The organism is Pseudoalteromonas sp. BZK2 (genome assembly GCF_014349195.1).
GTDB classification, from domain to species: domain Bacteria; phylum Pseudomonadota; class Gammaproteobacteria; order Enterobacterales; family Alteromonadaceae; genus Pseudoalteromonas; species Pseudoalteromonas simplex.
Genome location: NZ_JACSOG010000001.1, coordinates 135,815 through 160,657 on the forward strand (window position 1 = coordinate 135,815; position 24,843 = coordinate 160,657).

At 40.7% G+C, this 24,843-nt stretch carries 13 protein-coding genes; 3 read left to right on the top strand and 10 right to left on the bottom strand.

Translation table 11 applies throughout. The features are described from left to right. Positions 1-5 precede the first annotated feature (5 nt). The 5 genes from BIZ38_RS00620 to BIZ38_RS00640 form a co-directional block, all read right to left on the bottom strand. Positions 6-1,490 (bottom strand): MFS transporter, encoded by a 1,485-nt coding sequence (locus BIZ38_RS00620; protein ID WP_187489278.1) that lies wholly within the window; start codon positions 1,488-1,490, stop codon positions 6-8. Next, complete coding sequence (locus BIZ38_RS00625) at positions 1,483-3,357, bottom strand: alpha-amylase family glycosyl hydrolase (protein WP_410445776.1); 1,875 nt, start codon at positions 3,355-3,357, stop codon at positions 1,483-1,485. The genes BIZ38_RS00620 and BIZ38_RS00625 overlap by 8 nt, the downstream gene beginning before the upstream one ends. Positions 3,358-3,451: 94 nt before the next feature. Further along, the gene (locus BIZ38_RS00630) at positions 3,452-5,302 is read right to left on the bottom strand and encodes a glycoside hydrolase family 13 protein (protein ID WP_054551453.1); all 1,851 of its coding nucleotides are present in this window, start codon (positions 5,300-5,302) and stop codon (positions 3,452-3,454) included. 2 nt (positions 5,303-5,304) lie between these two features. Further along, positions 5,305-6,801 carry a tryptophan halogenase family protein gene (locus BIZ38_RS00635; protein ID WP_187489280.1) on the bottom strand — a complete coding sequence of 499 codons (1,497 nt, stop codon included), beginning with the start codon at positions 6,799-6,801 and terminating at the stop codon, positions 5,305-5,307. Between the two features lie 105 nt (positions 6,802-6,906). After that, on the bottom strand, positions 6,907-9,696 hold the full coding sequence (locus tag BIZ38_RS00640) for a TonB-dependent receptor (protein WP_187489281.1): 2,790 nt from the start codon (positions 9,694-9,696) through the stop codon (positions 6,907-6,909). 683 nt (positions 9,697-10,379) lie between these two features. Between BIZ38_RS00640 and BIZ38_RS00645 the strand changes: the two genes are divergently transcribed. Further along, positions 10,380-12,005 carry an alpha-glucosidase family protein gene (locus BIZ38_RS00645; protein WP_187489282.1) on the top strand — a complete coding sequence of 542 codons (1,626 nt, stop codon included), beginning with the start codon at positions 10,380-10,382 and terminating at the stop codon, positions 12,003-12,005. Between the two features lie 56 nt (positions 12,006-12,061). On the opposite strand, the gene BIZ38_RS00650 is transcribed toward BIZ38_RS00645, so the two are convergent. Continuing rightward, the gene (locus tag BIZ38_RS00650) at positions 12,062-12,610 is read right to left on the bottom strand and encodes a TIGR00645 family protein (RefSeq protein ID WP_054551457.1); all 549 of its coding nucleotides are present in this window, start codon (positions 12,608-12,610) and stop codon (positions 12,062-12,064) included. Positions 12,611-12,846: 236 nt separating this feature from the next. On the opposite strand from BIZ38_RS00650, the gene BIZ38_RS00655 reads away from it, so the two are divergent. Beyond that, positions 12,847-13,089, top strand: coding sequence for a hypothetical protein (locus BIZ38_RS00655; RefSeq protein ID WP_054551458.1), 243 nt, complete (start codon positions 12,847-12,849; stop codon positions 13,087-13,089). A gap of 133 nt (positions 13,090-13,222) precedes the next feature. Here BIZ38_RS00655 and topA read toward each other — a convergent pair whose 3' ends face one another. Both topA and BIZ38_RS00665 read right to left on the bottom strand, forming a co-directional pair. Next, the gene (gene topA / locus BIZ38_RS00660; protein ID WP_138615908.1) at positions 13,223-15,883 is read right to left on the bottom strand and encodes a type I DNA topoisomerase; all 2,661 of its coding nucleotides are present in this window, start codon (positions 15,881-15,883) and stop codon (positions 13,223-13,225) included. Between the two features lie 294 nt (positions 15,884-16,177). Then, entirely contained in the window at positions 16,178-19,510 is a 3,333-nt protein-coding gene (locus BIZ38_RS00665) for a hypothetical protein (protein ID WP_187489283.1), read from the bottom strand. Between the two features lie 193 nt (positions 19,511-19,703). Here BIZ38_RS00665 and BIZ38_RS00670 point away from each other — a divergent pair, with 193 nt between their 5' ends. After that, positions 19,704-21,035: a dicarboxylate/amino acid:cation symporter gene (locus tag BIZ38_RS00670; protein ID WP_054551461.1), complete on the top strand. Its 1,332-nt coding sequence runs from the start codon at positions 19,704-19,706 to the stop codon at positions 21,033-21,035. Positions 21,036-21,111: 76 nt separating this feature from the next. On the opposite strand, the gene sohB is transcribed toward BIZ38_RS00670, so the two are convergent. Both sohB and BIZ38_RS00680 read right to left on the bottom strand, forming a co-directional pair. Continuing rightward, the gene (gene sohB / locus BIZ38_RS00675) at positions 21,112-22,128 is read right to left on the bottom strand and encodes a protease SohB (protein WP_138600541.1); all 1,017 of its coding nucleotides are present in this window, start codon (positions 22,126-22,128) and stop codon (positions 21,112-21,114) included. 114 nt (positions 22,129-22,242) lie between these two features. Continuing rightward, a complete protein-coding gene (locus tag BIZ38_RS00680) occupies positions 22,243-24,675 on the bottom strand; it encodes a VolA/Pla-1 family phospholipase (protein WP_187489284.1) in 2,433 nt (810 codons plus the stop codon). Between the last annotated feature and the right edge of the window lie 168 nt (positions 24,676-24,843).

The following is a 24,843-nucleotide window of genomic DNA, read 5'->3' on the forward strand; positions in this document are numbered from 1 at the left end:
CCTTATTATTGTTGCTTAACGCGCAGTACAGCTATTGCTGCTAGTACGAATGACACTGCACCTAGCACTAACGCATAAATCGGTTGATTATCAAAAAAGTGACGTAAAATTAGGCCTAATACGCTTGCCGCTAACAGCTGCGGAATAACAATAAAGAAGTTAAAAATACCCATGTACACACCCATTTTTTTACTTGGTACTGAGGTACTTAACATTGCGTATGGTAAAGAGAGAATTGACGCCCAAGCAAACCCTACTCCAATCATTGGCCAGATCAGTAAACTTGGATCTTTGATAATAATGAAGCTGACCAGACCCAATCCACCTAACACTAGGTTGAGAGCATGGGCCATTTTTAGCCCTACTTTTTTAACGATAATCGGAATACACAGTGCAGCAATGGCAGCAAAACCATTGTAAGCGGCAAATAATACACCAACCCAATCCGCACCGTTATTGTAGGCAAGAGAGCTTGTATCACTGCTGCCGTAGTGGAAGCTAGTTACTGCCGACGTGGTGTAAATCCACATTGCAAACAATGAGAACCAGCTAAAAAATTGTACCCAAGCCAATTGTTTCATCGTTTCTGGCATAGTGAATACATCATTCACAACTTGATAAAAGCCACCACTGGTTGCGTTTTTAGCCTTTAAAGCACCAGCAATAAATTGAATAACACCAAAGCTAATCAAACCACCAGCGAGTAAATAAAGCTCTTTTTCAAGCGATAGACCCGTTACAATACCAAGTACTACAAGGCCAAGAACCGTAAAGATTGCAGCGCCTTTGTTAAAGTTTACATCACTTTGAACATCACTCGAGTCATCGCTTTGCTCTTGTTCATGAAAGCTTTCAAGTTCTTCTGGTGAATATTCTTTCGTGGTAAATACAGTCCAAAACACAGCAACTAATAAAACTACTGCACCAAAGTAAAACGAAAATTTTACAGAATCTGGAATTTGCCCAGCAGGTGCCGTATTAGCAATATCGAACCAGTTAGTCATCATCCAAGGTAATGCAGACGCAACAACCGCACCAACACCAATGAAGAAGCTTTGCATCGCATAACCAGTTGCACGTTGTTTTTTCGGTAGGTTATCACTAACAAGGGCGCGGAATGGCTCCATAGTCACGTTAATTGACGCATCCATGATCCATAACATACCCGCCGCAATCCAAAGGCTTGGTGAGTTAGGCATGATGAATAACGATAACGTCGTTAAAATAGCCCCATAGAAAAAGAACGGACGACGACGACCTAACTTATTCCAAGTTTTATCGCTCCAGTAACCGATGATCGGTTGTACAATTAGACCTGTTAATGGTGCTGCAACCCAAAGGATTGGAATATCATCAACATTGGCACCTAAAGTTTGAAAAATACGGCTTACATTACCGTTTTGTAATGCGAAGCCAAATTGGATACCAAGGAATCCAAAACACATATTCCATATTTGCCAAAAGCTCAGCGTTGGTTTGTTATTATTCATAGTCAGCCTTTAAGGTAAATACTGCACTGCTTAAGCCATTCAGCTGTAGTTGAATTGGCGCATTCGTAGCTGCCTCAGAAATCACAATGTCGGCATGATTTTCTAGGTTATCAATTAACGTTAAGCCACTGTGATTAAGCTTAGGTAACAACGTTTGGTTAAGAGTAAGCTCAACATTTTGTGGGTTTTCTGAAAAGTTACTTACTACAAGCACTAGTTGTTGACCTAGCTTGCGCGTAAAAGCAATGACTTGTTCTGAGCCAGTCAATTCAACCGCTTGCATGTCACCACCAACAATGGCAGGCAGTGTGTTTAACGACATTAACTTGGTGTAGTAAGCGCGAAGATCAGCTTGCTGCTTTGAAAGCGCACCGCCATCGAATTTACCATTATTCATCCATGCTTGATGCGCAGGTACACCCATATAATCGAAAATGCTGGTACGCGTTGGGTCGCCAAAACCGCCGTCCTCAGAGCCATCTTCACCGACAGCTTGACCAAAATAAAGTAATGTTGGCGAGCGCGACATCAATGTAGATACCACCATCGCTGGCTTACCTTTTTCACTACTACCAGCGAAATCTGGGCTAGCAATACGTTGCTCATCATGGTTTTCTAAGAAGTGCAGCATATGCTCTTCAATATCCGCCACTTGGCTTTGGATATCGAAAATAGTATCCGCTGATTGCTTGCCTTGCATCACAGCTTTAACCGTGTCGTAAAAACCGACTTTGTCGTAAAGGTAATCCATCTTACCTTGTTGGATATATGGGCGGTAAAGCGTTGGGTTATATACCTCAGCCAAAATAAAGGCATCGCTTTTTTGCATCTTGATTGATGAATTTAAAAAGCTCCAAAACTCAACAGGCACCATCTCGGCCATATCATAACGGAAACCATCAACACCTTTATCTAACCAATAAAGCGCGATATCGCGGAATTTATACCAGCTATTTGGTAGGTCTTTATCTTGCCAAAATGCGTAGTGCGCACGGTAATCTTTATCAGCGTAATCATCCGGTAGCGTCGGGAAGTCGTAGCTACCATCTGGTTTCACACCGTAATTGATTTTAACTGTTTCGTACCAATCATTGATGTCGGGTTTAGCGGCACGGGCCCCATTACCTGTCCATTTTGCTGGGGTTTCGGCAAATTGATTATCAGCAAGAGGATGCGGGTTACCACCTAACACTTGGTAGCTATCGCTTGTTGGCACTTGAAATGACTGCCCTGTTACATAATAAAAGTTATTATCGCGAGCATAGGTTTTCGTCGTGTCATCTTCAGCACCAAAATCCTTAACGCCTTCAGGCTTTGCGACCGACTCATAGTTACGCGCTACGTGGTTTGGCACAATATCAATAACCACTTTCATACCGTGCTTATGAGTGCGATTGATTAGCTCGACAAACTCTTCTAAGCGGCGCTCAGGGTTAATTGCTAAATCAGGATTAACATCGTAATAATCTTTCACTGCATAAGGCGAGCCTGCACGGCCTTTTACAACATCAGGATCATCTTGTGACAAACCGTATTCGGTATAGTCAGTTACTAAAGCATGACGCGGTACACCAGTGTACCAAACATGTGTTGTTCCTAGCTCTTTAATACCTTGTAATGCAGCATTATTAAAATCAGCGAATTTACCTACCCCATTTTCTTCTAATGTGCCCCATGGTTTATTGGTGGTGTTAGTGTTACCAAATAATCGAGTGAATACTTGGTAGACCACAGGCTTAGAGATAGCTGCTTGGCTAGATTCTGATTGCTGCTGTTGCGTGTTCTGCTGTACTGGCGCATCGTTACCACAGGCAGTTAAACCTAAAACCGAAGCCACTACTAACGCAGTTAGTTTGTATGTTGTCATCATTACTTCATTTTTCTGTAAATATCAGTTCATACTAATGTTAAGGGCTGCATACGGACAGTAAATGCATACGTATTCAGCCTATTAGTTGCAATTATTCAAGCTCTATTAAGCGTGCTTGCATAGCTTTTAAGCGGATTGGCGCAGCAAGATCAACACGCTCTTCGCTGATTAAATCGCGTCCTTTATTATTGCCTTTTAGCACTTCTTGCATGTAGCTTAAATCCCAATCAATAGCTTGTTGGTTTTTGTTAAGAACAACCAATACAGTTTGGCCATTGTGCTCTCTCACATAGCTGTAAACGCCTTGCTTGGGTGAAAAATGCATTAAACGACCTTCGCTTAACGCTGGTTTTTCTTGACGAAGCTTAAGCAGTTTTTTCATGCTAGCTAACATCTCTTGCTGATCAGCTGAAAGCCCCTTACCTGTGAAGGCATTCGCTTTTTGACCTTTAAACCCACCCGGGAAATCAATGCGAATATCACCGTGGTCATTGCTTGGCGTGTTATCGAGCAGCAGCTCAGTGCCGTAATAAATTTGTGGAATACCACGAGTTGTTAATAACAGCGTCATGGCTAATTTAGTTTTTGCTAGGTCTTGACCCAGCTCAGTGTAAACACGGCTCATGTCATGGTTATCTGCAAAGACTAAAATGTTATCTGTATCAGCATATAAAAAGTCATTCGCCAGTGATTGATACACTTTAACCCAACCTGTATTCCAGCTTTCTTCTTCGTTAAGTGCTTGGATCAACGCCTCTTGTAATGAAAAATCCATTACACTTGGTAACTCAGAGGTATAACCATCTTGATTGACTTTGCCACGCTGCCAATAAGATGCAATTGCTGGGTTGGTTGTCCACTCTTCACCAACAATATTAAAGTTTGGGTATTCGGTCATTATCGCTTTAGTCCAATCGGCTAAAAATGCTTTATCTGAGTATGAATAGGTATCAACACGAATGCCGCTTAAGTTGGCGTATTCAATCCACCAAATGGCATTTTGAATTAAATACGTTGATAGTAACGGCTGGCGCTGATTTAAATCAGGCATCGTCTCAACAAACCAACCATCATTAAATTGACGTTTGTCGTATTGGCTCGCATGAGGGTCTTGAATTGTTTGTCTGGCGTGACTAGTGGCATTTTTACCGTTTTCAAACTTGCCATCAAAGTTAACCCAATCTGCCGTTGGCATGTCACTCATCCACTGATGCGATGAACCAAAGTGGTTAAGTACCATGTCCATCACTAAGCCGATACCATGCTCTTTCGCTTCTGCCGATAAGGTTTTATAAAGCGCATTACTGCCCATACGCGGATCAACTTTGTAAAAATCAGTAATAGCATAACCATGATAAGAATAACTTGGCATGTCATTTTCAAGCACCGGTGTTAACCAAAGTTGCGTTACACCGAGGTCCTCAAGGTAATCTAGGCTATTGATAACACCTTGAATATCACCGCCATGTCGGCCACCTTTAAAGCTTGGGTTTGCAGCCTCCTGCATACCTGCAACACTATCGTTACTTGGGTCACCATTTACAAAGCGATCAGGGTTTATTAAATAAAGCGTGTCTCTATTTGTAAAGCCATGACGATTGGCACTTTGCTTATCACGGTCATTTAACGGATAAGTAAAGGTGGTGCCGTCTTCAGCTTTAAAAGTCAGTGTTCCCGCCTTTGCATTCTCGCTGATGGTTAAATCTAAAAACGCGTAGTTAGGGTTATTTGTTGTTGTCACCCCTTTAAACTCAACGCCTTTGTAAGGCACCATTTGCCACGCTTTGTTAGCAATATTGTTATCGTAAAGCATGACTTGTAATGAGTCGTTTTGCATCCCTACCCACCAGTTTTCTGGTGACGCAGTAATTGCAAAACTTGCTGTTGAGTTAAAAAGTGTAAATGCGGTTGTTAACGCTAAAAATGTTTGTGTTTTTTTCATAATTAATTTTGTACTTTTTCTAAGAATTGATTGTGGGTCGGCAACTGCTCGACAGTGCTATTAATCAAGGTTTTTAAATTGCTAAATAACTCATTTAATTGCTCATCAGATAACGCATCTGTTAAAGGATGGTGATCCTCTGCAATAAGCCCTTGCCCTATCATTACTTGCTGCCATGCGATTTCGGCAAAGAGCTCATCGTCTTCTCTAATTAGCTTGCCGCTGGTTTTAAATAGCTCAATTTTCTTTCTGAGACTGCATGGAATATCCATGCCTTTACAAAAACGCCAAAACGCACTGTCATCACGCTCAGTAAGCTTGTAATGAAGAATAATAAAATCACGAATTCGCTCAAATTCTGTTTTACTTTGTTGATTAAATTCATCTACAAGGCTTTGTTTAATACCTTGATGAGGAAAAAACTTAATTAAACGAATGGCTGCACTTTGAATTAAATGAATACTGGTCGATTCTAATGGCTCTAAAAAGCCGCTTGATAAGCCGACCGATACCACATTTTTATGCCACTGCTTTAAACGACGGCCTGTTTTAAACTTAATAACACGCGGCTCTGTCAGTGGTTTGGCAGGTAAATTATCCAAGAGCTGTTGTTTTGCCGCTTCGTCTGATAAGAAACGAGAAGAATACACAAGCCCGTTGCCTACTCGATGCTGTAATGGTATTTGCCACTGCCAGCCTGAGTCTCTTGCAATTGAACGTGTATAAGGAATTGCATCCGAAGCTGATTCACTTTGCACCGCAATCGCGCTATCACACGGTAACCAATGCGACCAATCTTCAAAGCCGGTATTAAGTGTTTGCTCTATTAATAAAGCACGCAAACCGGTGCAATCAATAAATAAGTCGCCATCAATTTGCTCGCCATTTTTAAGTAACAAAGAACGAACATGCCCGCTTTGATGGCATTGATTAACCGATTCAATTTTGCCTTCAATGCGTTTAACGCCCCGTGATTGCGCCAACTCTTTTAAGAATTCGCCGTATCGAGTGGCATCAAAATGATAGGCATAATGTAAGCCCGCCAACTGAGTGTTAGGAATGTGCTTAAGGTGAGCAAATTTATGCGCTTTTGCTGCTTGGTAGTTAAGTGAAAAATCCCAAAAGTCAGGCGCGTTTTGTGTTTGATTTGCTTTTAGCCAAAAATGATAAAACTCACAAAACGGAAAATCTTTACCTATTTCACCAAAGGCATGCATGTAGCTGTGATCTTGACTGCGCCAATTTTCAAACTCAATACCGAGCTTAATCGTTGCGCCAGTGGCTTTAATAAATTCTTTTTCAGAAATGCCAAGCGCACCATTTAGATGCAAAATAGGTGGAATACTCGCTTCGCCTACACCCACAGTGCCAATCTCTGCTGACTCTATCAGGGTGATATCAAGCACTTTGCCCAGCACTTTATTAAGTAATGCAGCGGTTATCCACCCTGCTGTGCCACCACCGGCAATCACGACCTTGGTTATTTTTTTTGTTTCCATAGTACACCTAACGCCAATTTCTATTCATTGAGTGTAGCTCACTGATATAAAAAAGCCCTTGTAAAACAAATCACAAGGGCAATTTTCTATCGCTGTTTTAGCTAATTACAGCTTGTAGCTGAAGCCTAACAGGAATGTACGACCGTAGTCTTGGTAGTCACGTACTTGAAGTGAGTTATCACCTTGTAGTGACGTGAACGGCTCTTCTGTGATGTTCTGTACTTGGAAAGTGACAGATAAACCGTCAAGGCTCTCTACACCGCCTTCGCTAAAGTCATAACCAACTTGAGCATCCCAAATTGTTTCGCCTTTAATGTCAACTTGTGTAGTCGCAAAACCTAAACCGTATACGTCACCTTTAAAGTCGCTACGCTTACGCATGCTAGTACGCGCTTGGAAACCGTTACGCTCAAAGTAAACTGTTAAACTATCGATTTGGTCAGATAAACCAGGTAGCTCATAATCGTTACCATTTTGGTCAGTTAAGTCTTGCTCAACACCTGTATGGCTTGCGATTAAACCAAAACCATCAAGTGACTCGCTGAACATAGTGAATGGTAGAGTTAATGAAAGCTCATAACCCCATAGGTCACCAGAACCACCGTTCACTTTACCTGAACCTGTGCCAGTTGAAGTCGCAGGAATTTCACCAGTAGACGGATCAGCTACACCGCTCATGTCGATTTCATAAGTACCATCGAAAATCCACTGAGTGATATCTTTATAGAATACAGCTGCAGCGAAGTAACCTTCTTCATGGAAGTAGTTTTCGTAGCTTAAATCAAAACCAGTTGCTTCTTTTGGCTCAAGCTCAGGGTTACCACCTGATACACTCCAATAGTTACCGTTTTCATCTGGTTGTTGATTGTAAGTAGCGTTAACTGACGCGTTCATTTCGTCTAAGCGAGCACGAGAAATGGTTTTCGCGGCACCAAAACGTACTGTTTGCTCTTCATCAATTGCAAATGATAAGTTGATGCTTGGCAAGAAGTGGCTGTAGTCATGGTTTACATCTGTTGGTGATACAACAACTAAACCATCCACAGTGTTAGCTGCGAAGCCTTGTGAAGACTGTTCAGTTTTCACATAACGCACACCAACGTTACCTGTTACAGGGATAGAGCCCAGCTCTGCATTAATGTCAGCTTGAGCAAAGAACGCTGTTACTTCTTCTTGAACTGTCCAAGACTGTGTCTTGTGTTTTGAATCAGTTAAGCTTTCTTGAAGCAGGCTATAGTAACCATCATTCACTAGACCGTTGGTATCGTAAGCAACCATGTTGCCCATGCCAATGAAATCAAGGCTAGCTGACCCTAAACGGTATTGCTCTGGGATTGATAACATACCCGGGTTTGATAAAGAGAAGTCTTTTAATGTCATGAAGTAACCTTCAGACACTTTGCTCTTTTCACGGTCGCGGTAAGACATACCAAATGACACACGGCTGATGTACGCGTTATCAAGTACTTTGCTAGCCGCAAGTTTCAATGTGCTTAGTTCATCATTGATTTCTGGCGCATTGATGAAACCATCTTGCGCAGTATTTTGATAAGCAGTATCAGTTAGACCGTACTTATCGTTAAGTGCAGCACTTGCACCCCAAGATAATGGGCCACCAAGTTGAATTAAGTCATAATCGCTGTAATCAAGGTTATGGCTGAATTGTGCGCCTGTGTTACCACCGTCAAACTCATAACCAATCGTATCAGCAACACCATTTGCATCACCACGACCTGTACCTGAGTAGCTTTCGATACTCCAGATTTGACGCTCAACTTCAGAGCGGCTTACATCAAATTCTACTGACCAATCATCGCTGATGTCGTATTTTGCATTAAAACCAAACTGAGTTAGCTCCGCGTTACGCTCTTCGTAGTCATTACGAACAACAACACGTTGGCCTTCTGTTACTGCGCTTGTGATGAAACCAGAATCTGCGTCAACAACAGCTGAACTTGGGTCAATTGAACCTTGGCCCCATGCAAATGGCACTTCGATACCACGTAAGATTTTCTCATCAGAGAAATCTACATATAAAGCATCAAAGGTCATGTTCAGGCGTTCAGTCGGCGCAGCTTCAATAACAAGCATGGCTGTATCACGTTCAAGCGTTGATGAACGTACGAATGGCTTAGCACCACCTAAGATTGAGTACGTATTACCATCTTCACCTGTAAACTCAGGGTAACCCCAAGAGTTCCAACGTTTTTCCTGATTCGGAGAGCTCATCGTGTTATAAGCAAATGCAACACCGATGGTGTCATCAGCAAATTGATCAATATATGAGAACGTACCACGGAAACCTTGATCGTCACCGTCTGGGTTTAATTTATCAAAACCCGTTTGTTCGTACTGGCCATTGAACATGATAACTTGCTCACCTTTGCTTAAAGGTTTAACAGTTTGCATGTCGATAACACCAGCGATACCTTCTGCTTCAATACCTGCGCTTGGGGTTTTGTATACCGTTACGCCACTCATAATTTCTGATGGGTAAAGGTCAAATTCAACGCCACGGTTGTCGCCGATTGAAACTTGCTCACGACCGTTGAATGTTGTTGCACTTTCGTTTTCACTGAAACCACGAACACTTACACGACTAGCTCGACCGTCTAGACGTTGTGCTGTTAAACCAGGAAGGCGTGCAATTGATTCTGCAATTGATGAATCAGGTAATTTACCGATATCTTCAGCTGAGATTGATTCAACAACTTCAGGAGTGAAGCGTTTAGTATTAATAGATTCTACAACACTGCCACGAAAACCTTTTACTTCGATAACTTCAACGTTGTCGTTTTTTGTTTTTTGGTCTTCTTCTGCAGCATACACTACAAAGCTATTTAAACCTGCGGCTGTTAAAGCCAGAGTTAATATACTTGGTTTGAACATAGACATGATGTTTTCCCATTACCCAAATTGTAATGTCAACGTGTTGCAGTTATTCATGAACATAATAGCTGTTATTCGCTGACTGATTTTGTTGTCGAATTGAATATTAACGCCCTGGTTATTTTCTTAACAAATTTATGCATACGTATTCAGCGTAGCTCATCATTACAAATATTAACACCATCTTTACAAGTACACCCCATAACCGATTGAATATAAATGATTTATCAATTTTATTGTGTAAATTAATAGTAATGAAACATTTTCGCTATATTTTCGCCCCCAATTTGGTTACAGAAATAGGTACTAGGCCATTTATCCCGCTTAAATGGTGACTTAACGCAATAATAATAGGAACGCACATAAATCAATGATAATTGGTCTTACCAATAATCACATTGCACCATTCTGGTGTAAGCCAGCTATATTATGCACCACGCTGGCGTTTTGAGTTGGAATAAGACAATTACTTTACTAATTGGTAAATTTTACGGCGCTAAATTTATGCTGCTCAATTTTAAATCAAGTTAATAGGTTTTACTGAGGACAGAGGTGAATTTGGCGTGCATACGTATGCAGAGTTTTTACAGTATCACACCCTTCACGTATGCTTTTGACATTCCGGCAACATATACGACTAATGGTTGCCTTATAGTTTACACACTCTGAGTGTCACGATGGAGAAAAACATGGCTCAAAAGCAGTGGTATAAAGGTGCGGTTATTTATCAAGTGTATCCGCGCAGTTTCCAAGACACCAATGGCGATGGCATTGGTGATATCAAAGGTATCATTGATCGCATTGATTATATTAAAAGCCTAGGTGTTGATGCTATTTGGGTTTCACCTTTCTTTAAATCACCAATGAAAGACTTTGGTTATGACATCAGTGACTATCGTGATATCGACCCATTGTTTGGTAACCTTGATGATTTTGATGAACTCATTGCACAAGCTCACCAACGTGATATTAAGATCATTATTGATCAGGTATTGAGCCATACCTCAGATCAACATCAATGGTTCCTTGATAGCCGTGAAGATAAGATCAACGATAAAGCAGATTGGTACGTGTGGGCAGATGCCAAACCTGACGGTACACAACCAAATAACTGGTTATCTATTTTTGGTGGTCCTGCATGGCAGTGGGAACCGCGTCGTGGTCAATATTATTTACATAACTTTTTGACTGAACAACCTGATTTAAACTTCCATAACCCTGAAGTACGCAAAGCAGTATTAGACAATGTTGAGTTTTGGCTGAAGAAAGGCGTTGATGGTTTCCGCTTAGATGCAATTAACTTTTGCTATCACGATGCGCAATTACGTGACAACCCGGCTAAGCCACCAGAAAAACGTCAAGGTCGTGGTTTTAGCGAAGACAACCCGTACGCTTTCCAATATCACTACTACAATAATACACAACCTGAAAACCTGACTTTTATGCAGGACATTCGTGCCCTACTAAACAAGTACCCTGGTACCGTTGCATTAGGCGAAATCTCATCTGAAGATTCACTCGCAACCATGGCTGAATACACATCAGGTGGTGACAAACTTCATATGGGTTATAGCTTTGAGCTACTGACTAACGACTATAGCGCTGAATATATTCGTACAACAGTGAGTACTCTTGAGCAGCGTATGACCGAAGGCTGGCCATGTTGGGCATTTAGTAACCATGATGTAGAACGCGTTGCTAGCCGCTGGAGTAAAGATAACATTATCAATCCGCAGCAATGTAAAATGCTTACTGCCCTGTTAGCGTCTTTACGTGGCAGCGTGTGTATGTACCAAGGTGAAGAGCTTGGTTTAGGTGAAGCTGAAGTCGCATTTGAAGACTTACAAGACCCATACGGCATTACATTCTGGCCAAACTTTAAAGGCCGTGATGGTTGTCGTACACCAATGCCATGGGATGCAGCAGATGCTGAGCAAGCTGGTTTCTCTACAGTAAAACCTTGGTTACCTGTAGGCAATGCACACAAATCAGTTGCGGTAAACACGCAAGATCAAGATAAAGATTCAATTTTGAATGCGTATCGTGAATTTATGGCATGGCGTAAAGATAAGAACGTACTGCTTGAAGGCGACATTGAATTTATCGAAACACAAGAGCCTGTGCTTGCTTTTTATAGAACGCTTAACGACACTAAAATGCTTTGTGCATTCAACTTAGGTGCAAAAAGTAGCGAACTGACAATCTCTGATACTGTGTCTTCACTGCATACAGAGATCTCTCATCACACAGCTGAATTAAACAATAATACAGTCACTCTGCCCGGGTTTGGTTGCTTTTACGCAACCCTGAATTAATAATCAGTTGTTAAACACCAAGCCCTGCAATTGCAGGGCTTTTTTATTTCGTGGTATTAGTGGTTCATGGTTTTACTATTAATGTAATCTGTAAGAGCAAACAACACCCCCGACACCACAAACGTGACATGAATTAACACCTTCCAGAGTAACTCATCTGTTGAATGGTTGTTTGAGCTAATAAATACCTTTAAAAGCTCCACAGCCGAGATTGCAACAATTGCACTAATCAACTTCATCTTAAGGCCAGAGAAACCAACCTTGCCCATCCAAACTGGTCTATCTTCATGGTTTTCTATATTTAATTTTGAAACAAAGTTTTCATAACCACTAAAAATAATAATAAGCAAAAGCCCAGCTAGTAGCGCAGTGTCAACTAAAGTCAAAATACCTACCAAAAGCTCTTGGTTTGACGCAGTGAACGTATTTAAAGCCATGCTGTATAAATATTTAAAGAACTTTAGCAGCAGTAATACCACAGCGACTAATAAGCCAATAAAGAATGGCGCTAGTAACCAACGCGAGCGAAAAATAAAACTCTCTACAACTTGTTCTAGTTTGGTTGGTACTTTCTTTGTTTTTGAATGAGTCCCTTGTTCAGACATAAGTTAGTTCACTTTTCTTTTAAAATTAGCGCGATAATACGTGTTTTGACCTTACGATTACCAGCATTAGAGGCAAAATAGTGGTTATTTTTTGCTTATCTTTACGATAAAAAAATTTCGTTATCTTTTTTTGAAATTTAGTTTATAAATTCACTCAAGCAAAGTGACATACACATTGCGCACCATTACTGTGCATTTAGCCAGTGATAATTAATTTTTTGATTAGGAATAATTAAATGAAAAAAGCATTGCTAGCACTAATTTTGGCACCTGTTTTAAGCGTGTCAGCAACGAATGCAATCGCTAACGAAGCACCTGAAGCATCAGCTGAAATGATCAAAGAATACACTGAAATGTGTTTAAACTGGGCAAAAGATGATGACATCAGCAACGAAGAATTAAAGCCATACGTATTAAAATGTGTAAACGATGAGCTTGAAGCTGAAGGCTATAAAAAAGTAAAAGACGTACAAATCTAATTTTACGTCTACTTAGAATATGAAAAAACCGGAATGACACAATGATGTGCGTTCCGGTTTTTTATTTCCATCTCAAATTAACAATAAGTTTGCGCGACATTACGCCGCGACTTCTATTATTTAATCTGGCGATTTATTTTTTGGCTGCTGTTTTTTTCTTAGCAGGCGCTTTCTTTTTACTTTCTTCTACCCATTTACCATTTTGGTAGTGGGCGGTCCAACCTGTGGCTTTGCCATCTACTTCACTCATTACATACTGCTCTTTATTTTTGCGGCTGTAGCGAACGACTGAAGGATTTCCATCAGGATCTTGTGTAGGTGCGTCAGCAAGGTAATAAAACTTTTCAGAAATACGATCTCTAAAACGCTTTAATTCTTCCACTTTAGGCGCACGCGTTTCACGTGATTTAGGGAAAGTATTAGCCGCTAAGAAAATACCTGATGCACCATCACGCAGTACAAAATAAGCTTCTGACTTTTCACATTCAAGTTCAGGTAAGTGAACTGGATCTTCTTTTGGTGGCGCAGCTTCACCATTTTTGAGTAACTTACGTGTATTTTTACACTCTTCATTACTACAACCGAAGTACTTACCAAAACGACCAGATTTTAACTGCATGTCTGAGCCACATTTATCACATTCGATAATAGGGCCGTCGTAGCCTTTAATTTTAAAGGTGCCTTGCTCAACGATATAACCCTTACATGCCGGGTTGTTACCACACACATGTAACTTACGTGTTTCGTCAATTAAGTATGAATCCATTGCCGTTTCACAAATTGGGCAACGCTTCATTTGCATTAGAGATTCAGTTTCTACGTCTTCGACATCCGCAGCAATAGCTTCATCGCCTGATACCAAATTCATGGTTGTAGTACAGCGCTCTTTAGGTGGCAAGTTGTAACCAGTACAACCTAAAAATACACCCGTTGATGCGGTACGAATCCCCATCTTACGACCACACGTAGGGCAATCAATATCAGTTTCGACCATTTGGTTTTGACGCATGCCACCCTGCTCTTCGTCACCTGAGGCAATTTCAAGCTGTGTTGAAAAGTCTGCGTAAAATCTATCAAGTACTTGTGTCCAAACACGCTCACCCTCTGCGATATCATCGAGACGGCCTTCCATCTTAGCGGTAAAGTCAAAGTTCATCAGATCTTCGAAGTTCTCAACTAAGCGGTCTGTAACTATCTCGCCCATTTTTTCAGCGAAGAAGCGGCGATTTTCAACACGCACATAACCACGATCTTGAATCGTAGAGATGATAGATGCATAAGTAGATGGACGACCAATGCCACGCTTTTCTAATTCTTTAACTAGGCTCGCTTCACTAAAGCGTGCAGGTGGCTTTGTAAAATGTTGTTTAGGATCTAGCTCAACAAGCGTTAACACATCACCTTCTTTAACTGCTGGCAGTGATTGATCTTCTTCATTCTTTTTACGAACAGCCGGTTGGACTTTTGTCCAACCATCAAAGCGAAGAACGCGACCTTTAGCTTTTAACTGATATTCGCCAGCACCCACTGTTAAGGTTGTTAAATCGTATTCTGCAGGAACCATTTGACAGGCAACAAACTGGCGCCAAATTAATTCGTAAAGCTTTTTAGCATCTGCTTCAACACCGTCTAAATGACCAGATAGTACGGTAACACTAGAAGGACGGATCGCTTCGTGTGCCTCTTGTGCATTGCCTTTAGAGCTATAACTAATCGGTGCTTTCGGTAAATATTTTTCACCAAATTGTTCTGTCACGTAATCACGACACATTTCAACTGCATCTTTCGATAAGTTAGTTGAGTCGGTACGCATATAGGTAATGTGACCCGCTTCATATAAGCGCTGAGCAAGCATCATGGTTTTCTTAACACCATAACCTAAGCGCGTACTGGCAGCCTGTTGCATGGTTGAAGTAATAAAAGGTGCGCTCGGTTTACTCTTGCTAGGCTTTTCTTCAACGCTAATGACTTTGTAGTCAGCTTTTTCGAGTTCACTAACAGCAGACATCGCCTGCTCTTCATTAACTGGCTTAAAAGGCTTGTCAGCGTGTTTAGTAACTTCTAAGCGTAAAGCAGCTTCTGTATTTTTAACATCAGCGTGGATATCCCAAAACTCTTCGGGGATAAATGCTTTGATTTCGCGTTCACGTTCAACAAGTAAACGTACTGCAACAGATTGCACACGACCGGCTGATAAGCCACGTGCTACTTTAGCCCACAGTAATGGCGACACCATAAAACCCACGACTCGGTCAAGAAAACGACGCGCTTGTTGCGCATAAACCATGTCAGTGTTTAGTTCACCGGGTGTTTCAAATGCCTGCTGAATCGCATTTTTAGTAATTTCATTAAAAACAACTCGCTTATATTTTTCAGGCTCGCCACCAATAATTTGTTCGAGGTGCCATGCAATCGCTTCCCCTTCTCTATCCAAATCGGTTGCGAGATAGATTTTATCGGCGTTTTCAGCAAGTTTCTTTAATTCTTGAACAACTTTCTCTTTGCCCGGTAAGACTTCGTAATGTGGCTCCCAGCCTTTTTCAGGGTCAATACCCATACGAGCAACTAAATTTTTATAGTCGCGTTGCTTTTTATAGGCAGCTTTTTCTTCTGGCGACATTTTTCGAACTTCAGCAGGGGTTTTCGTCGCTGCAGTTTTTGTTTTGCCTGAACCTGAAGTTGGTAGATCACGCACATGCCCAACACTGGACTTTACGATGAAATCGTTACCTAAGTATTTATTAATTGTTTTTGCCTTTGCAGGAGACTCTACAATTACAAGTGATTTGCCCATAGTTGCCTATTTCTGACCGAGTATTTTAAAAGTTTTTTGCCCTTATAAATGTATATCAATCACATTAAACAAATAAGTATGATTTTTATCATTGGAGCACGAATATTTATAGGTATATCTACAAACACCAATTGTTACAAGCTTTTAATAGAAACTTTTCTTCATTGACTGAATAATTAAACAATTTTTGTTGCTAATTTAGTCAATGTGGTGTTTTAAGGTAATTTCAAGGGGAATATATAGAACAGCAACAAAAATGCCAACCTTCTGGTTGGCATTTTTTAAGATTTAACTTTATTTATCATCGATTATTGAAATCGATCGGCTCACCGTTTTAGTTCCGCCAAGCTGATTTTCAAATTGGAAAGTTATAGTTAGCACACCATCTTGATCTTGGTTACCATCAGACTCCCTAGCAATTCGAACATCAGAATACATTGTTGAGTCACGATTTGTGCTCGGAATCGTTTCCTCATGCTCAATTATAGAAAAATCTCCATTATCGGCCGTTAGCGACACTTCAGTTCCAGCAGGAAGTGGATTACCAAACTCATCACTATAAAAAATACGTACATTGATACTAGATAAACCCACTTCTAAGGTCTCAGGATCTGTTTCATTGGGGTCTGTTGCATCATAGTCTGGGTTAGCACGAGATACTTCAGATAAATCAATAGAGGCGACATCGCACCACAACACATTATCAGATACCTCAAATACACCAGCTATTGTGCTCGAACAATCAGCAGGCACTAAAACCTCATATGGAGCAGATACTACTTCATTGGATTTTAATACAGCAAAGCGAACATATGGATCATCACCAGACATGACAACTTCAATTTGCTTACGAACTTCAATTAAATCACGGGTACACTGGCCTGCATTAAAGGCAGCTTCACTACACAATAAGCCATTATACAAACCATCTGCACCGTCATAAATTCCATTATTATTAAGATCACGCCATGTTTCGTTATGACCACCACGCGAGTTTAATTCAGAACATTGATCTGTGTTCGGATCGTAACTATCACTATCTGCATCACTGCAGTTCGCCTTGTCAAAAGTGCTATTTTCATTATGATCATTAAACGCTTCTGGTAAGTCATATAATGTGTAATATTCGCCAATATCGAATAAACCATTGCGCCTAGTTATGCCATCTGATGACTCTTCATCGACAAAGCTTTCTTGACCTTTTGCAACAGCAATAATACTTGTTCTTCCGCCTCGTATAACACCATTAGGATCGTTTTTAGCGCGAACTAATGTCCCGATACAAGGCGCTGCAGTTTCAAAATAAGGATCGCAGTTAACATCACCCGTCTTAGGGTTTATACCTTCGGTAGTTGCAGAGTTACCATCGATTTCACCAATTCTATTACCCCACTTGTAATCATAGAACGGTCGCTCACCTTGTGAACGCCACGTTACTACACATGACGCGTCAGTAGTACGACACACCGCTTCATTACTTTGTGGACCTACAACGCCTGACTCTGTCAAAACTGTTGATTCGACACCATTACTATTAAATTGATTAAATTGGTCACCAAAATAAACCGTAAGACTATTAGTAATTCCATTGTAATTCAGTGCATTAGGGTTAAAAACTTGAGGGCTTAAATCGAAACTATTTTGATCCGTAATGCCTGAATATAATGCAAGTTGCGATGATACTGCATTGATTTGCTCTGCTAGTGGTACGAGGTGAAGCGTTCCTTCAGGACAAATGTCATTTGCTGGTTCATCTGCACACAACTGCACCTCATCTGTCCAACATGATAAATCATCACCTTCTGGTAATGCAGCAACATCTGTTTTTGATACAAAACAAGCCTTAACTACAAGAGGACCAGGCACAATACCTGAAGTGACCGTAGTTTGCACAACACCATCATTGTCTGTATTCGCTGTACGTTGAGTCAAACCAGCTAAACCAGTTGAGTCTGTTAACTTAAAATCAATTCGCTGCTGTGGCGATACAATGCCGTCGGCATCTAATAATCTAAAGCGAACGACAGACTGTGTAGGTAAGCCACCTTCACCTGGAGGAAGAGCAATTACCGGTTCTGAGACGTCGATAAACTGAATTGATTGTACTGCTGAAACTTCAACAGGGATGATCGTTGAAGCAGTAAAGTTCTTTCCGCCCGTTTCGACTGTAATATTAACAACATCATCAATTCCGCAACCATTGGCTCTATAGGTAGAACTAGCTATACCGCTTGATGATTTTACAGAGGCATCAATACTTGAATTATTGTTATCAACACATGTTGAACTAAATTCTACATCTGTTGGTGTGGTATATAAATTCCCTTCTTCGTCCTTTAAAGTGACCTCAATAATTGTACTTCCTCCAGCTTTAAGAGGAATTACATCACCATTTGAGTCAACATTTAGGCCGTTGTCCACTTCTAGAATTAAATCTGCGATACCTACTGCAAAGTTAGTGCTAATTTGTTCATCTAAAGCAGATACTGTAATTGTTCCTGCACCGCCAGTGTTACCAGGTTGGATTTTCAATAGTGCAACACCAAAGCTATCAGTCAACGCTCGACCTGATGATGGAAGGACTGTCCCTAGATCAGTTGTTACTTCTACTAGTGCATTAGCAACAGCGTCACCACTTTGCTGATTTGTTACTTCAATAAATAAATCAGCAAGTTCAGCACTCGATACCGAGTTAGTTATGCTACAGCCTGATGCTATTGAGGTCGGGTCTAGTTTTACGTTACTTCTATTGTCATCCCAAGAAGGGACACAACCAGTTAAAAGAGAAGCTGTAACCGAATACTGTATAGCATCATCAGGGGCTTCATCACCATTAGAAATAAAGCCAGCAATTTTAGTGACTGCATTACCGCTTTCATCTGTATAGGTTGCTACAACTTGACCTGCCCCTTTCGCATCACCACTGCTCAGTGTTACAGAAGCTTCACCATTTGAATCTGTTAGAGCGGTTCCTAAAACAGGCGTAATTTTACCTGTAAAATTAGTGCTAAATGAAATAAGTTGACCTGCAAGGGGCGTCTCTTCATCAAGCAAAGTTGCTGTGACTGTACCTTTATTATCTTTGCTTACAGGGTTATCAACAGTAAACGGTGCTCCAGAAGTGTCTGTAATAGCGAGGTTTAATGTGACGCTGCCACTCACACTTGAATCATCTGATTCTGAACCATCCGATGTGAAACCAAATGTGTCGCTATAGGTATCTCCATCAAGAGCGTAGGTAGCAGTTACTATGCCAGCGCCAGCAGTATCACCTGCCGTAAGTTTAATAGAAGCAACACCATTGCTATCTGTTAGATCAGTTCCAGATACTGGATCTAAAAGACCAATATCGCCGTTTAAGCTAAAGTTAATAACAACCCCAGCAACAGCTTCATCATTATTTGTTAATGTAGCAGATATTGTTAACGGAGAGTCAGCTGTTACCTGATTATCTTGTTCACCAGATGACAGCGAAAAACCTTGTACTGCAATTTCATAACTAGCTTCAGCTGTTGAATCATCCCCACCATCAAGCGAACCACCATCACTTTCCAGTGAGCCACCGCCACCACATGCAGCTAATAATGAGCTGAAAACTATTACACTTAGCCATCGAAATAAAGGCATTGACCTCTCCCTAGTTAGCTATTTCAAACTTTGTTTTATTATTTACCTAATATTAACCTAAAATCAGTCCGAAAATAATCATTTTTTTATTCATTTCTTAACGAATTAATTTAATTATTTATCGAATTTTTCTGTATAAAAATCCTTATGCTGGTAGTCTATGACAAAATTTATAACAAGATAGATTAGGTGTATGTCAAAAGTACGGTCTTTAAGCCTTACATCTCGTATCATGGTTGGTATGGTACTTGGTGTAGTTGTTGGTTTTATCTTTCAAGCCATTTTAGCGGGTGAAGACGATTTCCTTATTCCATTAGGGTTATTCTCTTTACCTATTAAAGCTTTTTTTGTTGATGGTATTTTCCATGTTGGCGGGCAAATATTCATTGCAAGCTTAAAAATGCTTGTGGTGCCTTTAGTATTTGTATCACTTGTTTGTGGAACTTGTAGCTTGAGCGACCCAAAAAAGTTAGGTCGACTAGGTGGTAAGTCTATTTTGCTTTATTTAGCGACAACGGCAATCGCCATTACTGTTGCTATCACCTTGGCGTTATTAGTGAATCCAGGTGAGGGAATCAATTTACCTTCAGATGCTAACTATAGTGCGAAAGAAGCTCCCACCCTTGCGCAAGTCATTATTGGTATGTTCCCAACAAACCCTATTGATGCAATGGCAAGTGGCAACATGCTCCAAGTTATCGTTTTTGCCTTGTTATTTGGTGTTGCGATGGCACTCAGTGGAAAAGCAGGTAAACGAGTGGCCAGTGTTTTTGAAGATTTAAATACCGTAATTTTAAAGCTTGTAACACTGCTTATGAATATTGCACCGTATGGTGTATTTTTCTTAATGGCAAAATTATTTACAACCATTGACTTAAAGCTTATCACTAGCTTGGCCTTATATTTTGGTGTCGTTGTTTTTGCTTTATTATTTCACGGTTTTGTGAATTACAGCCTGTTACTTAAGCTGTTTACAGGTCTAAACCCTATTACATTTCTAAAGAAAATGAAAAATGCCTGTTTATTTGCATTTAGTACATCAAGCTCAAGCGCAACTATGCCTATTACCCTTGAAACAGCAAATAAAAAGTTAGGTGCTCATAACTCTGTTGCTTCTTTTACCGTGCCCCTTGGCGCAACCATCAACATGGATGGTACGGCGATTATGCAAGGCGTTGCGACTGTTTTTATTTCGCAAGTTTTTGCAGTAGATTTAACGATTTCTGATTATCTGATGGTTATTTTAACCGCAACCCTTGCTTCTGTAGGTACTGCTGGTGTTCCGGGTGTAGGCCTTATTATGTTAGCTATGGTATTAAATCAAGTTGGATTGCCTGTAGAAGGTATTGCTATCATCATTGGTGTCGACCGCTTACTTGATATGACGCGAACCGCTGTTAACGTGACCGGTGACTGCATGGTGACCTGTGTGGTTGCAAAATCTGAAGGTGAGTTTGATGAGGACGTATTTAACGACCCAAATGCCGCTAAAGATTTAGAAGATTACCATAAATCTATTAATTAATTTCACACTAATTAACTCATAAAAAAACCCGCTAAATAATAAGCGGGTTTTTTATACTACTTTCATGTTTTTAAATTTAAGGGTTTAAGCCTTTTAAACGAGACATTAAAGTCACTCCCGCTTTACTTACCCCTGAACTTAATCCGACGGCGAGCTTATCGCTTAAATTCTTCTTAACACGGTATTTTACTTTAAAGATTTGACGTTCTTTAGCTTGGCTCAATAAGATATCATCACTTGTATCAATCTTATCAACTAAACCTTTATCGAACGCTTGAGTAGCAAACCAATGTTCACCGGTTGCAACAGTATCAATATCTAGAGATGGACGCTGCTCACTCACAAAGGTTTTAAATAAACCGTGGGTTTGTTCAATTTCTTCTTTGAATTTTTCACGACCTTTATCGGTATTTTCACCAAAGATAGTTAGCGTACGCTTGTATTCACCTGCGGTGATTTGCTCAAAATCAACATCATTCTTTTTCAAGATTTTATTAAAGTTAGGAATTTGCGCAATAACACCTATCGAGCCAACAATGGCAAAAGGTGCTGCAACAATCTCATTGGCCACACAGGCCATCATATAGCCGCCACTTGCTGCTACTTTATCAATAGCTACCGTTAAATGAATGCCAGCATTACGTAAGCGTTGCAGTTGAGAGGCAGCAAGGCCATAGCCGTGCACCACACCACCACCACTTTCAAGGCGAACCAGTACGCGGTCTTTTTCTTTGTCAGCAATGGTTAAAATAGCGGTAATTTCTTCGCGAAGACTTTCGACTTCATGGGCATCAACACTGCCATTGAAATCAATAACATATAAACGCGATTTAGGCTCGTCGTTTTGCTGTTTTTTAGCCTCAGTTTTTTGCTGTTTTTGATGAGCCTTGAGCTCTTTTTTAGAAAGGGTATTTTCGATAAAGCTTTGTTTTAGATCATCAAGTTGCTCACTTAAATCATCAATTGTTATCTCCCCTTTCTTCGCTTTTGGTTTCACTGCTGCGCCCATGATAATGGCAACAATCACTGCAATTGCGATGACAAATGTCAGGGTCTTTGCAAAAAACAACCCGTATTCATATAAAAATTCCAATCAAACTCTCCATTTATTAATACTTCGGCACAATTTACCACGCTTTAAAGCAAAAAAAAGCCACATGATGTGGCTTTTTACTTAATTGGTTATTACGTAATTAATAGCATTTAATTATTCAGTAACAACTTCTGTGTTTGTAACTTGAAGATACTGCCCACGACTTGCTAAGAAAGTCGCGATTTGTAATTGCATTTCTGTTGTTGCTGCTGCACTTTCCTCAGCAGTAGCACCTGAATCTTCTGTCGCTGCAGGTGATAATACAGAGCTGTGATGGCCTTTCGTGAATTTAACCACATAGCTCATTGCATCAGCAGTCGGGCCTTGAGTTTCTGCAACAGTTGATAAGCCCATTAGGTTAGCAAGAGGTAAGCTACCAGCAATTGGGTTGCTCGCCACCATTGGTGGAATAACCATATCAGCATTGTTGTTAGCACCATCGCCAACCACTACACTCATGTACACTGGCGTGCCAAGCGCTGCAACAGAGACTGCATAATTTGACGGGTCGCCACTATCAAGTGCTGTTTGTGCAGCAAAAGCAAATTGAGTCACCACACTTTGAATGTTTGCTAGCTTTTCTGTTTCGCCTGCCACTGTTAGTGAACCAACGTACTCTTTATAAGCACATGTGACAAATTTAGTTTGGTCTGGTAATAGCACGCCACAATTTGATAACGCTTCATTTTGAGCATAAGCACCAAACTCAGCAGATTCAGCTGTACCGGCTGCAAGTAATACAGAGCCTTGAACAAATGGGCCAAATGTATTTGACTCAATTAAGAAGCTTGCGATACCACCGCCGCCACTGGCAAGTGCTACGCTTTTAACGTTGAACATTGGATCAACTTGGTCAGCTAGCGGTGCATTAGTAACAGCAACAAATGCTGGGGCAACTACCGAGCCTAATGAATGACCTAAGAATGATACATCTTGCGCATTTAAATCAGCAGCACCGGTAAAGTTAAGACCCAAACGTAAACCAAGTAAATCAGCAACTGATTGACGTAAGCTATCACGGGCTACTAATAATGACTGTAAGTTCATATAGCTTAATACAGAACCAGTAGAGGCATTAAAGTCGTCAGTACCGTCGCCATCTACATCTACACCACGCTCACCATGCATAGGATGATCGATTGCAGCTGTTGCAAAGCCTTGCAGTGTTAATTGTGCAGTAATGGCTAACATATCTTCTTTTTTAGAAGTAATGCCGTGCTGAAGGATAACAACAGGCCAGCCTGTCTCAGGCATGCTCAATGCGTCTAAGCCGAGCTGAGCTCGCACTGCATTAATTACAGGTAAAATTGGTTTAGTAATTTGTACTGGCACATTAGCAATACTTTGTGTTTTTGGAATTGTGTTGTACTTAGTTAAATGTTTAGTTTGGTCTAAACCTAAATCACGTAACTTGCCTTCACTTAACGCAATACACAGGCCATCAGTTTCGCTAATAGGGTCTGTTGGGAATGAATCACCTGCTGCGGCTGCATAACCTAGCACAGCAACCCCACTGTCGCACAAACCTTGCCAATAGGTTGCATCTAAGTCACCTACACTTGTACCCGTCGGCGTTGCTAGATACATAGGTAACATGACGCTACCTTTTTGATACTGCACACCACCAAACACAGGTGACACACCAGTAATACCTTGTGATGCAAATACTTGCTCAACGGTAATAACGGGTTGATCAGGAATTTGCACCATAGGCGTCGGTAGTGCATCTTGGGTTAAACTTGCAGCAAGAAGCTGCTTAACTGTTCCAAGCACTTGACCTGCTGATTGCATTGTCATCGCTGCTGAGTAAATGATTTCATCTTTTGTGATTGCACCACCTGATGTCACTGCGTTTTCATAGCTATTGATAACCGCTTGAAGTGACTTTTGTGAGTCGGTAATAAGTGTTGCTTCTTCGCTCACGAGTGCATAAGTTGAAGAAGGCTCAATTGAGCGCCCTTCTGAGTCCATTAATGACGTTGTCAAAACATTAATGTAAGTGCTGCCAGCTTTAAATGGCTTAAGTGGGATCACAGCAACCGCATCACCAGAACCTTGTGTGATAAAGTCAACACCGAAAGTAAGTTCAGACACTAATTTACAAGCGATACCAGCTGGTACTTGTGAACAGGTTTCGTCTGTTTGGCTTGCACCCATAACAACTTCAAAAATACGCACAGCGCCTGGTGAAGCAGCAGATGTCATATCAAGAGAGATACCCGAAGGAAAAGTTAAGTCAATTTTAAACGGAGTTTGCGTAGACCAACCATCAAGCGCACCAAGTGCAAGTTGTGGATCAGCATAGGCCGCACGGTCAACACTAACATTGTCGTCGTCTAATTCACCCGGCATATTTAAAGTACCATCAAGCGTACCACTCATAAGTAAATCATTCGGCACTGAGATAACACTATTTGCTGGGTCAAATTTTACTGTCGCGGTTGGGAGAACAGGAGGATTATCATTTTTTACATCTTCTAATGTTTCTCCTCCACCACAGCCAGTAATGGCTGACGCAATGGCTAGTGAGAGTAGCAGTTTTTTCATAATTTCGCTCCGCGCAAATCTTATTGTTATTGTGTGTTCAAAGTTAAAAGTAGTGGTTCTACTACCTTCATTCTAAGTTAATTTAATGTAATTAGGTTATTAATGAGACATTAGACCAGTTAAACTTAACGTAAAGTTTCAATTTTCGCCACCTTAATTTGCAATAAA